We start from the raw sequence: 16267 nt of genomic DNA on the forward strand, positions 1-16267 counted from the left end.
GACTTCTTTTTTATAAACTATATTTCATAAATGAATAAATGAAGAAAATAAAATCGAAGATAAAAAAGAAGAATCCTGAATTAGGCAACAACCCTATTGACACACCAGCTGTTGTTACACCAAATAAAAAAAGTAAAAACCATTGCTTTAGTTGCTACTAAAGCAACTGAATTAAATTCACTAGCTAAAACTTTAGATACTGAATCTAAGGCATTTATGGATGAAGATTCATATACAGATATTGTTCTTAATTTTGATCTTGGCCCATTACTTATTGAAGTAAATAATCAAGAAGATCTAACTAGTGCAGAAAAAGCATTAGAAAGCGCATATAACAATTATTATGTAAATGAAGAATGATTTACAAAAACAATAAAGACAATGTTCAAAAATGCTGGTGGAAATCCACTTGGTTCAGTTACATCAGAAAGTGCAGCTAAAAAAGGAAAAACAACTGAATATAATGCATTAGTAAATGAAATCAAGTCATTTATGGCAGTTAATGGAAAGGTACACTTGGCTCAGGATTTAGAAATTGCTAAAATTGATCAAGATTTGAACAAAGGTTGATCTTTAAAAATTACATTGAAAAAAGATAATTTAGTTGCCAAAGGAATTAAGCTTGACTTTAGAAAACCACATAAAGATTGAGGTGATGCAGATATATTAGATAAAAACAACCAAGATTCAAAATTTGCTAAAGTTAAGTCTGCTGTAGCAAATAAAACCTTGGAATACAAACTTCTAGTTGCTGGATTATCAAAAGTAGGTGATGTTGTGTTAAAACAAATAGCCAACACATTAATTGAAGTAGTAATTTTTACATCATTAAAAAACATTTTACCACTACCATTAAACATTATTTGTACTTACATCATGGCTAAACCAATTATCAAATACTTAAATAATTTAGCAGACCAATTAATTGAAATTTATTATCCTAAAACAAAACTCAGCTAATCGTTGGGTTTTTCTTTTTTTCCCTTAAAAATGCACTATATTGTACTATATTGTAAATAGTTTAAATATGAAATATTTAAATATGATAAAATTAAATTATAAATTTAAGGAGTAAAAATATGAGATTATCAATAATTTCACTTGTAGGTGACGATGCATCATATGTAGATACATTTTTAGCCTCATTAAAAGAGCAAGAAACCCAAAGTTTCGAGGTTATTTTATGTGTTAATAAAAACTCAGAAGCTAAAAATATTTTCAAAATTGCTCGAAAATACTATGAATTCTTCGGAAGTAGACTAGTTTTAATAACTAACTCAAAAGATAATTCATATCAACACAATCTTGTAAGTGCTTTTAGAATTGTAAAGGGTGATTATGTAACTGTAATTAACTCTGACTCAAGTATTAAAAGATACTTTATCGGTGATATGATCGAACACGCTCAACGTTTCAATGTTGATGTGCTAGAGTTTAAACCAAGACTAGTTGGTACAGTTCGCTTCAAACCAAAAGAAAGAGGTGAATTTGATAAAGTGCTTGACATTAGCAAAAATCCTAATGTTATTGCATATACTTATCCTTTCATCTTCAATAAAATCTTTAAAAAGTCATTAGTAAAAAAAGTAACTAAATACAAACCAAAAGTTTCAAATGATACTTTAATGTGCTTAGAAGTTAACTACTTACTAATGATGGAAGCTAAAAAATACAAATACTTAGACTTTAGAATTATTCGTGAATTCATCTCTTCAGATACTTGATTTAATACCAAGACTGCAATAGATGCCTTTAGAGTTATTGAAGAAAACTCAAAACGTATGAATCTAAAAATTCAAGAAGAATTAAAATATGCTAAATACTACTTTGTTAAATTGCTTTTAACTGGATTCTTATCAGAAACTTATTTTGTCTACAGACACTTTTCAAAAAATGATAAAGAACAACTAGAAGAAAAAAGAAGTAAGATCTTGATTCAAAAGCATGATGAAATGCTTGAAAAAATTGAAGATAGCAATGATTTTCAAACTTTCTTAACAACTAATATGTATATGCTTGTTGATAATACTGAAACCAGTATGTTAAGAGAAAGCTATACTAAATTGATCAAAAACAAAATCTTGGATAATCTAGAATAATGTACAAGAATGCAGGATTCTTTAAAAGGTTCTTCTCGAACTTAATTGACTTTATTCTTTTCATTGCCATTGCTATCGCCATTATTTTCATTAGCAAGCCAGATGGCAACTTAACAACAAATCACAAATACTACTACACATCTATGATATTGATAGTAATTTGATTAAATTGCTATTACATCTTATTCCCATGCCTAATTGGAGGCAAAACAATTGGCATGTGAATTTTCAATCTTAAACTAATATCAGATGTCGATAAAAAATTTCATTACACCTTAATTTTAAAACGCAACATTTTAGGTTGCTTCTTTGTAACACTAAATTTTATTATTGTCCTTTCCGCTACAGCCTCAATTGATTTGAGCCAATACAAAGATATGAATGAAGCAAATTCAAGCCCTACCATTCAAGCTATCACAGCAATTATTACTGCACTAATGGGAACTTGATTCTTGCTTCAAACTTTAGGTTATATCTTATTAATTTTTTACAAGAAAAGATTAACCATACTTGATATTGCTTTTGCTTCAAGAATTGTTGAAGATAAGTACCTTGAAGTAATCGCAAGTAAAGATATTATTCTTATCCCATATTACTACACAGAAAGAACATTTAGATACTACAATCAAACAAATCAAATACAAGGAGATTAACTATGGATTTAATTAAAGCTGACTTACTTAGCGATTTAAATGCTAAACAACGAGAAGCAGTTGAATATTTTGACACATCATTACGTATTATTGCTGGAGCTGGATCAGGAAAAACCAGAGTATTAACACGTAAAATTGCTTATTTAATCAATGATTTAGGTGTTAGACCTAAAAATATTTTAGCTATGACTTTTACAAATAAAGCTGCCAATGAAATGAAACAAAGAGTGCTACAGTATACAAGTAAAAGTTTAAAAAATGAATTAAAGATCTCCACATTCCACTCTTTCTGTGCAGAATTATTAAGAAAACACATTCGCTTACTTGGATTCCACAATGACTTTTTAATCATTGATGAACCTGATAAAGTACAAATTTTAGGTAATATTTACCGTAAGCTTGGTGTTTCTAGCCACGATATTAGTTATAAAAGCATGATCGAATATATTTCATATGCTAAAAATATGGAATTAACCTATAAAGAACTTAAAGATGAATTAAAAACTTTTGAATATTCCAAAGTAGTTGCTGATGTTTACCAAGAATATCTTAACGAACTTGTTTCAAAAGGGTCACTTGACTTTGATGACTTAGTTGCCCTAACTAAGTTACTCCTTGAAACTCACCCAGAAGTTGCTGCTATTTACCAAAAGCAATTTGAATATGTGCTTGTAGATGAGTTTCAAGATACTTCAAGAATTCAATATGACTTAATTAAGTTACTAGTTGGAAAAAATACTCACTTTACTATTGTAGGTGATCCAGACCAAACTATTTACAACTGACGTGGTGCAGATGTTAACTTAATTTTAAACTTTGATAAAGAATTCCCAGATGCAAAAACAATTATTCTAGACATTAACTATCGTTCAACTCAAAAAATTCTAGATGCTGCTAACAAACTAATTGCCAAAAATACTAACAGATTACACAAAGACTTAGTTACAGCTAATGAACTGGGTGAAGATGTTGAGTTCTACCATGGATTCTCACCAGAAGCTGAAGCTAGATGAGTTATTCAAAAAATTAACGAACTTAAGAAGCAAAAGAATCAACTTAAAGGCATTGCCATCTTATATCGTTCAAACTATTACTCACGTCCATTTGAAGAAGCTTTAATTGAAGAAAACATTAACCACAAGATTTTTAATGGAACTAAATTCTTTGAACGTGCTGAAGTTAAAGATGCTTTAGCCTTCTTAAGAGTTATTGCTGAACAAAAAGATATCGCTTTAGAAAGAATTATTAATGTGCCTAACCGTGGAATTGGGGATGCTACTCTTAGCAAATTAAAAGAATATGCTAAAAAACAAGGTAAATCTCTCTTTAGAACTCTACAAGAAGATATCAGAACCTTGCCAATTCCAAATGATAAAATTGTTAAATCAATTTATCCATTTATGGTGCTTGTAATCAAGTATGCTAAAGCCTTACAACACAATAAAATTAGTGTAACTTTAAACAAATTCCTTGAAGAAATCAAATACTATGAACACATCGCTTTAAACGAAAACTTACGTGGATCAGCTGAAGATAACGTTAAAGAATTAATTAACTCAATTGCTAATTGAGAAGAAAAGAATAAAGACAAGACTGTATCTGACTACTTAAATATGGTTGCTTTAATGTCAGTTTCAGATGAATATGACAATGTACCTAACTATGTTTCATTAATGACAATTCACTCAGCTAAAGGGCTTGAATTTGATAATGTCTTTATTGTAGGTATGTCTGAAGGAATTTTCCCTAACAGAAGATCACTAGAACCGGATCATAGTTCTAAATTCTCTGCTAAAGGAAGATATTCAAATACTCTTGAAGATGAAAGACGTTTAGCTTATGTTGCTGTAACTAGAGCTAAAAATAAACTCTTTATTTCAGATTCAAGAGGAAAAATTATTGGTACTGAAATTGATAAGGTTCCTTCAAGATTTATTACCGAAATGGGAATAGATGTTAACGATACAATAATAAATGCTAAAAATCGTTTCTATGGTAACTTTGGTAATGAAGAAGAAACTGTTACAAATAACCACATTATTGTTGGAGATATCATTAGCCACATCATGTTTGGTGAAGGTGAAGTCTTAGAAGTTACACCAAATGAAATTGTCGTTGAATTTATCAAAGACAAAAAAGTTAGAACATTAAATAAAAACCACTCTTCTATTAAGGTTATAGGTCAATAATGCCAACATCATCTATTATTGGAGTAGTAATAGGTGTTTTTGTTGCAATCATCCTACTTACTTTCCTCTTCTTTCTAACTTTATATTTCTTTTATGCACGTTCTTCATCTGGTATTATCCTTTTTATGCTAGATGCAAGTAATAAAAGGGTATTACGCTTAAGTGAAAAGAATTATGCTTTCTCAACTATTTTTGATGCCAAACGTTTAAGATTTCAACAATATAAATTCATTCAACAAGACACTTTCTTAGATGTGCTTGATGATGAAACAAAACAATATATTACTTCATATATTGAAGAAGGTATCACCCGTAAGCAAGAAATACCTTTTACGTTTAATGCTAACATTAAGGCATTATTAACACCATATGAACGCTTAATTTACTGATTTGATCGTATTTCTCAAGTTACTAGTTCATATGTTTTAAAAATTTATCCAATTGGTAATGGCCAATATAATTGCACCATTACTTTTAGCAAGCGAAATGAAAAATTTAATTCACTCAATAAAATCTCAGATGATGAAAACACCTTCTTTGATACTCAATTCAAACAAGAATACAACATTATAATTGCCTTTGCTCTTAAGCCATATTACATGACTAAAGAAATTGATTCTGAATATCTCGAAGACTTATTTAATCAATTTGACTTGCCTTATAAACGCACCCCAATTTTTAGACAAAATGGATTTTTATTCCTTGTAATTAAGGATAAAGGTAAGCATACTTATAATAATTACCTTAATAAAATTCGCAATATAAATAATAATATTAACTTTAATAAATGTTTTATTGCAGCTACTATTTTTAAAAATGCCAAATTAGCTACTGAATATTCACGTGAAATGCTGCTAGCTAAAATTGCTTACTCTTTATTTAACATCCTCAATGATTTTAATAATTATGCTAACTATTTAGATTTACCACTTGATTTTATTAATACCCCTCAATTTAAGGAGTTCAATAATCAATTGGTGAGATATCGTAATGAAAACTCATTGCTAAATAAAGACCTTAATAACATGCATATAAACTTCTTCCCAATTAAGAACTATCAATCTCAAAAATCTTCTAATTTAACAATTGCATCAGTATCTAATGACTCTTATGATGTTGCAGATAATAAATGAAATGATTTCTTTAGAAACATTCCAATTCTTAACTATGAATATGAAAAGTATTGATATGAATACGTTGAAAAGAGCTCTAATAAAGCAAATCATAATTTACTAGTTAAAGTTAGTCAAGAAGTTTACTTAAATAAAGACTTAAATAACACTAAAGACTCACCTATTTGCTTAATTTATGCTTACAATAATGTCTTTGATCACTTAAATTTAAAACGTAAAATTGAAGATAACTTTAGAAATTCAATTCCAACTGCTCTGTATATCGATGAAATTGATAAGGCATTAATTAATATTATTAATGATACTAAGCTTAAAGCCATTGTCATAGGTGAAAAAGTTACAAAACACCTCAATAGTACTAAGGTATATTTCGACTGTATTAATGTTATTAACCTAGCTTCAAATAACAACATTAAAGTTATTTATGAAAACCCACCTCAAAATTTAGACGAGCTAATTGTACTTAAAGCTAAAGTCTTTGCCTGCTACTATACTGAAGGCAAAAAAATCTAAATTAAAATTATCTACACAGCAGTGTAGATTTTTTATAAAAAACAGCCACTAGGCTGCTATTAATCATAAGTTACATCATTTAAGTTTCTAGCTCAGTTGATAAATAAAGTATAAGCACGTGTTAAATCAACTTTACCACCATCTTTAAAGATATTATTAAGTGTAGCATATTGGTGGAATTGAGCATAGATTTCAACATCATTTTGACTAGGTACAAGGCCTAAAGCTTGAATCTTTTCTGGATAGTACCCTGAAATTAAAGCATAAATTTTTGTTGCACAAAACTCTTGAGGGAAGTTTTCAAGCTTAATAGCTCCTGTTACTAGTAATTTAATTGCGTTTTCTTGATTATCAAATTTAGGAAGTAAGATTCCAGGAGTATCTAAGAATAAAAATTCTCCATTAACCACTCATTTCTTTTCTCTAGTAACCCCTGGATAGTTAGCAACTTTTAAAGTTTTCTTATCAGAAACTAGGTTAATTAAAGTACTTTTACCACAGTTAGGCACACCTACTACAAAGGATTTAATCCGAGTAATTAGCATCCCTTTAGCACGATTACGTGCTATTTTTTCTTTCATGATACTTTGAATTTTATTTAAGATGACTTTTTTAGAAGATTGATTTCTTAGATCAAGTCATAATAAGTTTTCACCCTTAAATCTAGCTTGAATTTTATCTTTCTTACTTTTATCCATTAAGTCTGATTTAGTGATAATAAATAATCTTGGCTTTTGAGGAGCTATCTTATCAAAATCTTCATTATATGAACTAATTGGGCATCTAGCATCCAATACAACTATAAATAAGTCAGCTAAGTTAGCATTTTCTCTTAGATCCTTCATAGCCTTAGCCATGTGGCCTGGGTATCATTGGATTAAGTTTTGGTATTTGTTTTCATTTTCGTTATTATTCATAAATTTTTTCCACCTCTTTTGATAATCGATTATTTTCTTCCTCAAGCATTTGATTCTTTAATAATTCTTTTTGATATAGTTCTTTATATTTTTCTAATTCAGAAGCTAAGGCTTCTTTTTGGCTTTGTTCATCAATTAAATTAGCAAAAATAAGTTGCATAAAATCATCAACTTCTTTTCTGTTATATCCTTCAAGGTTCAAACTAAAGGTTTGATTCTTGATCTTTTCACATAAGTCATTTACTTTATTATTCATACTTATTCCTTATTTCTAATTTTATCTAGAACTATAGCTGTTGCACAAGCCACATTTAAACTTTCAAATGAGATTGGAATATAAATGAATTCATCACTTAGCTCTTGTACTTGAGATGAAACCCCATTGCCTTCATTTCCTACTACTAGGATAAATTTATCATGGTTAAATTGCACTTGGTTAAGTTTTTTAGCTTGTGTATTTAACACCGTGGCATAGATATGGTAGTCTTGGCTTTTTAGTTCACTAAGTAAGCTAGCACCATCTTTAGTTGCAACTAAATTGGTTTTAAAGAAGGCTCCTTGAGAAGAGCGAATAGTTTTAGGATTGAAATAATCAAACTTATTTACAATCACTGTATCTATGTCAAATGATTTTGCTAGCCGAATAATGGTTCCAACATTTCCAGGATCTTGGAGTTCATCTAAAAATAATACTTTAGAACCAATTTTACCATTTGGAATTAAACTACATACTCCAATAATGCTTTGTGGAGTAGTAGTATCACTTAATTCTTTGATAATTTCACTTGTTACTAGTGTTGAATTAGGATACTTAATACTTTCAGGATTAGATTCAAAAGTTTCTAATAATAATCCAGCATCTAATGCTTCTTGAACTAAATGGTAGCCTTCAATTAAAAATTTGCCTTCTTTAGCACGATATTTTTTATCTTGTAATTTCTTTAGTTCTTTGATAGTTGGATTGCTTTTACTTGTGATCTTCTTCAACATAATCTCTTAGGAAGTACTTTCCTTTTTCTACTTCATATAGTGATAAATCACGGAAGTCAAGTTGTCTCATAACTTCAAATCCAAGAATACTTACACAGTTACCTAGATTGATTGAACGCATTGCAGATACCATTGGAATTCTTAAACAATCATCTAAATGGTCTTGTAAAACTTTCTTATCTATTCCAGTAGATTCTCTACCAAACATTAATCAAATTTCACCAGTGTTTTCAAATTGTTCTTTGTAATTTACATCTGTATATGATTTAAGTCCATATCTAGTAATGTAAAAAATTCTTTTATCTCCGTATTTAGCAGCAAAATCAGCATATGATTTGTGCACTTCATGTGGGATATCTGAAAGCATTCTTCCAGCCCCATATCTTCTTAATCATTTTGGGTGTAAGTCAAATCCAATTGGTTTAATGATGTGTAATTTAGCTCCTAAAGCGAAGCATGTACGAATAATATTCCCTGTATTTGGACATATTTCTGGTTGATATAATACTATATTTAACATATTTATATTATACAGTGTTTATTGTATTTACTTTATGTGTTTTTCCCCTTGCTGCAAGTTGTAAAAATAAAAATATCCACACGTTTTGCTGTGTGGATAAGTGATTAAATTTCGTCTTCTTCATCAATATCAAGTTCGTCATTTTCGACTTCACCAAAGATTGATTTCTTAGTTTTTTCAAGTTCTTGAACAAGTGATTTACGAAGTTTTTTACCATTATTTTCAGCTTCGAATTCACCTTCATCTTTATTATTTGAGAATTTAATTTTAGCTTTATTTAGTTTAGGATCTTGAGGCTCATCTGTGTATATTATTGTAGGAACAATAATTGGTTCTCTACGTTTTTCTTTATAGAATAAAGTGGCTAAACGTTCACGCACGATTGCTTCAAGTTCTTCAGTTGTTCATTTTTCATTATTTTTGATGTGATATAACACAGCACCATGAGCCACTCTTTTAGCTTCTTCGATTAATTCTTTAGAGGTCTTAACAAAGAAACTTCCACGTGTTACTATTTGAGGACGAGCTAGAATTGCATTTTTATTTCTATCTAATAAGAAAATAATGTTAACAAATCCAGAATCCTTTAATTGAGCTCTATCAGCTAAAATGTGTTCTGAAACACTTAGCACAGTGTTTCCATCAATATAAATTGGACCATATTCAACAAAGCGATCTGTTGGAGTAATTACGTTATTTAACATCTCAAAAATTTGGCCTTTTTGAGGAATCATAACATTTTCTTTTTTAACTCCATTAGCTACTGCTGTTTGACCATGCACAAGTGACATTCTGTAATCACCATGATATGGTAAGAAGTACTTAGGTTTAGTTAAAGTAAAGATCTTATCATGTTCTCATTGGTAAGCATGCCCTGAAGTATGTAAGTAACCATCAACACCATTTTCTTTAATAATAGCCCCTAATTTATAAAGTCTATTAACAAGTAATTCAACTACCATTCTATTACCAGGAATAGGACTAGAAGAGAAAATAATTAAATCTCCTTTAGTAATCTTGATTGTTGCGTGTTTTCCATAACTCATTCTTGATAAAGCTGCAAGTTGTTCACCTTGTGAACCTGTAGTTAAGATAACTAAGTCAGAATCTTTAACATTAGCTAAGTCTTTTTTATCAATAATAACATCATTTCCAACATTAATATATCCTAATTTACGACCAATTTTAACCCCTTGGATCATTGAACGTCCAAAGGTAATAACTTTTTTATTTAACTTAGCTGCAAGCTCAATAATAACTTTAACACGAGTTAAGTTTGAAGCAAATGCTGTAATAATAGTTTTCTTTTTAGCTGAACGCATGTGACGTTCAATATCAGTTAAAATATCTGATTCACTTGGTGAGTGGTTTGGACGCATTGCATTTGTTGAGTCAGAAAGTAAGGCTGTTAATCCATCCTTTCCAATTTCATCTAGTCTAGCAAAATCAGTATAGTTTCCAATTGGTGTATAGTCAAATCTAAAGTCCCCTGTACACATAATTGATCCATTTGGAGTTGTTAATCTAACTCCAAAGGCATCCGGAATTGAGTGTTGTGCTGTTCAAAAGTCTGCTTGACATCCAAGTGGGAATTTATAAACTTCATTCTTTTCAATTTCAATAAATTCAATGTCTTTTTTAATACGATTTTCTTCAAATTTTAACTTAAGGTATTGAATTGCAATTCTAGGTGCAAAAATCTTTTTAACTCTGGTTTGTTGCACTAAATAAACAACACCACCAATGTGGTCTTCGTGGCCATGGGTAATGAATAAACCTTCAATTTTCTTTTCTGGTCTATTTAAGTATGAATAATCAGGAATAATTCCTTTAACTCCAGTATTAAATGTATCAGCAAACTTAATACCTGAGTCGATGATGAAAAGGTGATTGTGGTGATCAACAACTAGTGTTGATTTACCAATTTCTTCAACACCACCTAAAGCAAAAATTTCTGTAGGTTGTTTTTGTTTCATAATAACTCCTTAAAAATTATGTGAAATTAAGATAATGAAAAAATGCTTCATTAAAATTAATTATTATCTTTTGAAATGGGTGAATAAAATACCTAAATGTATTTATCAAAATAATTATATAGTAAAAGTGCTTTTTATTAATAAATAAGGCTAAATATCTCAAAAAGCTATTTTAGCTTAAATAATGGTGCAAAATGCATTTTTTTAATTCTAACTGCAAGCGAAATTTATCTTTTAAGCTATTTTTTAAAGCTAAAATACTTACTTTTTTTCCATATTAGAAAGCTAAATTTTATATAATTTTTTTAGATATAAATTAGGAGATATAAATGAAAGTTAAAAATAAAGTTTTACTTAGCGTTCTAGCTACCGGCTTAATTGCCACACCATTAATTTATAGCGCTATTTCATTTACAACTAGTGCAACAGTTAAGCAAAATAATATTACCCACGATCCAAACGCAATTCGTTGCTGCTGTCCAGGGTGCTTGCGCGGAATGAGTAGTAAAACTATTACAATAAGTCCAAGTTCTAAGGACTCAACTTTTTAAACTTATATAAAATAAAGGAAAACTATGAGAAAACTAACTAAAATATTATTCCCACTTACTTTAACATCTACAATTCTTACACCTTTAGTGGCAGCTCAATGTGGTACACAAGCTCCAAGTGAAGAAAATATCGTTTCTTTAGCCAAAAATCTAGATGCATTTATGAAAGATGAAAAACAAAATTCAAAAACTTTTGATGTTGATTTTTCTGTCAGAATTCTAGCTCCATTATTATCAAATAAAGTAGAAGGAATTTATGTGACAAATGGAATGCAAGCTTTTCCATATATTGCTTCTTATTTATCACAAATACTCCAAATAAACAATTCATTAACTGATGCTGATATTGCATCTTTGAATAAAGCTTACAGCGATGTTCTAAATATGCCAGCTGACTTCTTAAAAATTTCAATTCAAAACTCAAAAACCCCATTAAAATATTTAGCCGATGCTGGTGAAGCTGGAGGTTTTAACTTTATTCAAAACTTAGATGAATACAAGAATGCTGAAGTCAAAGACTTAGGCACAATAAGTATTAATCTAAATAAAATATCTATGAAAGATAATAAGCATGCTGTCAAAATTCTTCAAGATTTTAGTAATCAAATACAAGATTTTTATAGCAAACCTCAAGATAAGCCTATCTTATTAAAGCTTTCTTACAGCATAAAAGCAAAAATAACATTAAATAAAAAATTAGATTTTGCAACATATGCTAATAACATTTTTGACAAAAATTCAGAATTTATTTCGAAAATGTTTATCAACTCAATAAAAAATACTCCTCAAGCAATTCAAGGTTTAGATGAAGAGCAAATTAAAGCGATGGCTGATCGCTCAGCAGCTGAAATTAAACGTAACATTTTAGAATTAGATCACGACCTACCTGAACAATACACACCTTTAAATGAACAAGATTTTGATAACATTAAAAAACTTGGTAAAGCGCTTGATAATAGTAATGCTTCACTTTCAATCCAATTAAGATAGAAAAAACGTCCATGCCTAGCGCAAGGGCGTTTTCATTATCCAGTATAAAAAGAGCACCTCATTGTTTACCCAAACAACAAGGTGCTTTTGTATTATAGCAGCATTTTATTTTTTAGTGAGAAAAAGTCAAAATTATTTATCAAATAGTGCTGTTTTATATTCTGGCCCATAACGCTTAATTAATTCTTCACGATATGAACTAACTTGATATGGATAGTTATCTTTGTTAGTACCATCAATTAAGTTATAAGCATACAGTATATCAGCAGTGTCATTTTTTCAATAAAATTGCTTATCAAAAGTATTGACAAATGAGACTACAACATCACGATATGAGTGCACTAGTCTTAAATTATTGTCAAAGTATTTTGTTTCTCCATCAACAATAGATCCTCATTTTAATCCTATCGGCAAGTTATCTTGGTTAACTGCTAGTGAACCAGAGGATCCACCACTTAGATTATTAGCACTTGAAGAATAGAATTGCAACATATATCTTGCATATAAAGTACCATCATAATCTATTGTACTTTTTGGATTAAATTCAACACTATAGTCAGCTATTGCATCAGTCACCTTATAGTTATAAATACTATCCCCATTTTCATTAATCTTACTTCAAGAACCATTAATTTCAGTCTTATTACCATTTTTAGCTGGATATCCAGCAATAAAAACATTATTAGGTTGCTTGTCAAATTTATTATTGCCAAATTTAGCATTCATATAGCTATCTAAATAAATAGCTGATTTGTAGCTTTCTGGTTGAGATAAGTAGCTAGTAATCTTATTATCTGGATACATCTTGTTATATTCTTTTAGGATGTTGCCAGCTGACATGTAGTCTACTGAAATATAAGGCAAGCTAGAATTGAAGTTTGCCTTTGCTTTATTAGCAATTGCTACTTTTGAAGCATTAACTTGTGCAATTGCATCTAAGATATGTTGTACATAAGCTTTTTGAAGGCGACCTGTTTCAATTAAACTATTATATTCATTTCTTGCTTCAGCATTATTTCCATAAGCAGTTGCTTCTGGATCATAGAATCGTGCTGTTTCCAAAAAGCTCATAGGGTTTCACTTAGCAAATGCATTTAAGTCAACATATCATTCAAGTACAGCAAAATCAGCTGCTACATTACCTTTGACTTTATTTGGTGAAATAAAATTGGTTGCTACATAAAAGTTCTTAGGAATGTATAAAGCATGTGAATCTCAATTGTTCATAAATTGGTACATGTAATATTGATTTTTGCCATCAGTTCAATCAGGATCAAATCCGATAAATGAAGTAGCTGTATGAATCCCTTTGCTAATTTTGCTTTCTTGTCTATTATCTGAATGATCATTTTTATCAATATTTGCATTAGCTACGTGTAAATTGGTTCCTAAATATAAACGATATTTATTATTTCCTAAATCAACATAGTCTAATAATCAAGCAGTTCCAAGTGCTAAGGTTGATTCATTCTTTTTAGCATCATCTACATTCTCAAATACTATTTTAAAGGTGCGTTTAAAGATAGAATCGTAAATATTGTAATTACTAAAGCTTGGATTTTTTGTAGCTTTATTTTCAATTATTAGTTTTTTAACTGTTGCAGCATTATTCTTGTAAAACTCGCTAATTTCGTCTGCGCTTCTAGGTGCATTCATATTAGCTTCAAATTTTTCCCATAACTGTTTGATATTATCTTTAGCCCTATTACTTGCTTCAATCTTGCTATTGATATTATCAAGTTCTTGCCCCTTTCAGTCAATTGTTTCTAATGATGCTAGGCCAGTGGTAATTTGAGCTAACATGGCTTGAATTTCAGCATTTTGTTTATAGTAGTCACTAGCATTAACTCACTTGTCAATTTCAGCTTGCAATTGTTTAAATTTTGAAATTGATTGCTCGGTTGCTTGTTTTAAACTAATGTAATATTTTTTAACGCTAGCTAGATCATTTTGTACTTGTGCTAGTTTACTTCTAGCTCTAGCACAAAGAACTATAATACTATCATAATTAGCTTTTTCATTTCCAATTTCTTCTCTTAATTTTTCAAGTTCTTTATAAGAAGCGAGTTCATTAATATAATTTATTAAATCATTATTTTTTGTCTCAAAATCTTTGATAGCATCTAGTACACTAGCTTTATTTTGCTCAGCTTCTTTTCTAGCATTAGCACTTGCATCAGTTAAATCCTTTTTAACCTTGAGCAAGGCTTGAAATGAGCTAAGCAAGTAATCAAAACTTAAATTAATATAGCTACGTTTAGTTAGTTCATTTCTAAGATTTTGATAATTTCTTTTTAATATTGGATCTAATGAAGCTACATCCATTTGATCACATAACGAAATATTTAAAGCAATATATGACCAAATATTGAATTTTAGTTCATCACTAGCTTGACTTATTAAATTAGGTAAGTTTAACTGATCATTATTCACAATTGGACTATAGGTAACTTGATAGTTTGAAATCATATTAAAGGCTTTAGCATAGCTTTCAAGCATTCTGTTATATTGTTCAATCACCTGAACTTTATTGCGATTAACTAAATAAATTAATTCCTTTAAGTATTCAATTAAATTATCAAATTTATTAGTAGGTAAAGCAATAGTTGGACTTTCTAATTCACTATTAATTGTATTAAGCTTAGCAATTGCATCACTATATAATCCAATTGCTGAAGTAAGAGCATTTGAATAGCTTGCAATTAAAGCATTTGTTTTATCTATACTATATTCATTATTAATAGCTTCTATAGCTTGTTTTAAGGCATTAAACTCTGATGCACACTCAGTTTGTAAAGGTGCATTAGCTTGATAAATAGCTAGAAGATTTTTAGCATTTACATAGTTATCTGATTGTTTATTTATACCTAGTAGCAAGGACTCAAGAGCAGAAATCTTCTTATTTTTTTCATTAATTTCATTTTCATGTTCCTTGAGCAATTTAATCTTTTCATTCTTTAGTTCACCAATTTGTTGATTTAGAGCTAATTTTTCATTATTTAAATTTGAAATAGCTTGCTCATTTTTAGCAATTTCAGCTTCTTTTTGAGCTAAAGTTTTCTTATTTAATTCAATTTGTGCTTGTAATTGTGCAATTTGATTCTTTAGCCCTGTAATGTTGCCTTCTAGCTCAGTGATATAAGCTTGTTTAACTTCAATACTTTTGCTTAGTTTATCTATTTCATCTTGATTTGAATGTAATTGTGCTTTTAGTTCTTCTAATTGTTCTTTTGCTTCTATAATTTGATTTTCATAACTTGCTTTAATATCATTAATACCATCAATTTTATCTTGTAAAAGATTAATTTGATTATTAAGTTCTGTGCTTTTTGCCTCATTTTGATGTTTTAAAGTAGCCAATTGATCATTTAATTGAGCAATGTTGTTTTGATGTTGTTTAATTTGATTATCTTTTTGTGCAAGCTCTAAGTCATAAGCTTTTTTATTAGCCTCTAGCTCAGAAATTTTTACATTTAAAGCAGCCTGAACAGCTTGATTATCTTGTTCAAGTTTTTTAATTCTTTCAATTAATTTTTGCTCTAGCCCTTGATTTATATCATCACAAGAAGAGGAAATAACAGGCAAAAAAGTTGCCACTGAGGCACTAGATATTAAAAGTAAGTTACGTAGCTTTTTCATATTTAAATTTTATTCTATTTTTACTTATTTTTTTAATTCTATTAATAACTTATTATTTTTTCCACAAATGTGGAAATTGTGGAAATAGCATGCTTTT

At 29.3% G+C, this 16267-nt stretch carries 13 protein-coding genes; 7 read left to right on the forward strand and 6 right to left on the reverse strand.

Translation table 4 applies throughout. From position 1 onward, the window contains the following. The first annotated feature begins 111 nt into the window (after nucleotides 1–111). The 5 genes from ACNQ2T_RS00410 to ACNQ2T_RS00430 all read left to right on the forward strand — a co-directional run bounded on the left by ACNQ2T_RS00410 (nucleotide 112) and on the right by ACNQ2T_RS00430 (nucleotide 6587). Nucleotides 112–960 carry a hypothetical protein gene (locus tag ACNQ2T_RS00410; protein ID WP_418035706.1) on the forward strand — a complete coding sequence of 283 codons (849 nt, stop codon included), beginning with the start codon at nucleotides 112–114 and terminating at the stop codon, nucleotides 958–960. Nucleotides 961–1079: 119 nt separating this feature from the next. Further along, nucleotides 1080–2099, forward strand: a complete 1020-nt coding sequence (locus ACNQ2T_RS00415; protein ID WP_416755251.1) for a glycosyltransferase — start codon at nucleotides 1080–1082, stop codon at nucleotides 2097–2099. Further along, nucleotides 2099–2752, forward strand: a complete 654-nt coding sequence (locus ACNQ2T_RS00420) for an RDD family protein (protein ID WP_418035707.1) — start codon at nucleotides 2099–2101, stop codon at nucleotides 2750–2752. The genes ACNQ2T_RS00415 and ACNQ2T_RS00420 overlap by 1 nt, the downstream gene beginning before the upstream one ends. Nucleotides 2753–2754: 2 nt before the next feature. Next, entirely contained in the window at nucleotides 2755–4941 is a 2187-nt protein-coding gene (locus ACNQ2T_RS00425; RefSeq protein WP_416755248.1) for an ATP-dependent helicase, read from the forward strand. Beyond that, the gene (locus ACNQ2T_RS00430) at nucleotides 4941–6587 is read left to right on the forward strand and encodes an MHO_4530 family protein (protein ID WP_418019909.1); all 1647 of its coding nucleotides are present in this window, start codon (nucleotides 4941–4943) and stop codon (nucleotides 6585–6587) included. Before ACNQ2T_RS00425 ends, ACNQ2T_RS00430 begins: the two co-directional genes overlap by 1 nt. Nucleotides 6588–6646: 59 nt before the next feature. On the opposite strand, the gene ylqF is transcribed toward ACNQ2T_RS00430, so the two are convergent. The 5 genes from ylqF to ACNQ2T_RS00455 form a co-directional block, all read right to left on the reverse strand. Next, nucleotides 6647–7504, reverse strand: coding sequence for a ribosome biogenesis GTPase YlqF (gene ylqF, locus ACNQ2T_RS00435; protein ID WP_416755246.1), 858 nt, complete (start codon nucleotides 7502–7504; stop codon nucleotides 6647–6649). Then, nucleotides 7497–7760 (reverse strand): DivIVA domain-containing protein, encoded by a 264-nt coding sequence (locus tag ACNQ2T_RS00440; RefSeq protein ID WP_416741513.1) that lies wholly within the window; start codon nucleotides 7758–7760, stop codon nucleotides 7497–7499. The genes ylqF and ACNQ2T_RS00440 overlap by 8 nt, the downstream gene beginning before the upstream one ends. A gap of 2 nt (nucleotides 7761–7762) precedes the next feature. Beyond that, nucleotides 7763–8494 carry a TrmH family RNA methyltransferase gene (locus ACNQ2T_RS00445; protein WP_418006280.1) on the reverse strand — a complete coding sequence of 244 codons (732 nt, stop codon included), beginning with the start codon at nucleotides 8492–8494 and terminating at the stop codon, nucleotides 7763–7765. Beyond that, nucleotides 8472–9014: a tRNA (cytidine(34)-2'-O)-methyltransferase gene (locus tag ACNQ2T_RS00450; protein ID WP_416741515.1), complete on the reverse strand. Its 543-nt coding sequence runs from the start codon at nucleotides 9012–9014 to the stop codon at nucleotides 8472–8474. The genes ACNQ2T_RS00445 and ACNQ2T_RS00450 overlap by 23 nt, the downstream gene beginning before the upstream one ends. A gap of 104 nt (nucleotides 9015–9118) precedes the next feature. Then, nucleotides 9119–10990, reverse strand: coding sequence for a ribonuclease J (locus ACNQ2T_RS00455; protein ID WP_416755242.1), 1872 nt, complete (start codon nucleotides 10988–10990; stop codon nucleotides 9119–9121). A 329-nt stretch (nucleotides 10991–11319) separates the two neighbouring features. Between ACNQ2T_RS00455 and ACNQ2T_RS00460 the strand changes: the two genes are divergently transcribed. Next, the gene (locus ACNQ2T_RS00460) at nucleotides 11320–11541 is read left to right on the forward strand and encodes a hypothetical protein (RefSeq protein ID WP_418035708.1); all 222 of its coding nucleotides are present in this window, start codon (nucleotides 11320–11322) and stop codon (nucleotides 11539–11541) included. 24 nt (nucleotides 11542–11565) lie between these two features. Next, nucleotides 11566–12531 carry a hypothetical protein gene (locus ACNQ2T_RS00465; RefSeq protein ID WP_418035709.1) on the forward strand — a complete coding sequence of 322 codons (966 nt, stop codon included), beginning with the start codon at nucleotides 11566–11568 and terminating at the stop codon, nucleotides 12529–12531. A 132-nt stretch (nucleotides 12532–12663) separates the two neighbouring features. Here the strand turns inward: ACNQ2T_RS00465 and ACNQ2T_RS00470 are convergent, their stop codons facing one another. Beyond that, nucleotides 12664–16170, reverse strand: coding sequence for an MIP family Ig-specific serine endopeptidase (locus ACNQ2T_RS00470; protein ID WP_418035710.1), 3507 nt, complete (start codon nucleotides 16168–16170; stop codon nucleotides 12664–12666). Nucleotides 16171–16267: the final 97 nt, after the last annotated feature.

This window comes from Mycoplasma haliaeeti (assembly GCF_048284645.1).
Lineage (GTDB): Bacteria > Bacillota_I > Bacilli_A > Mycoplasmatales > Metamycoplasmataceae > Mycoplasmopsis.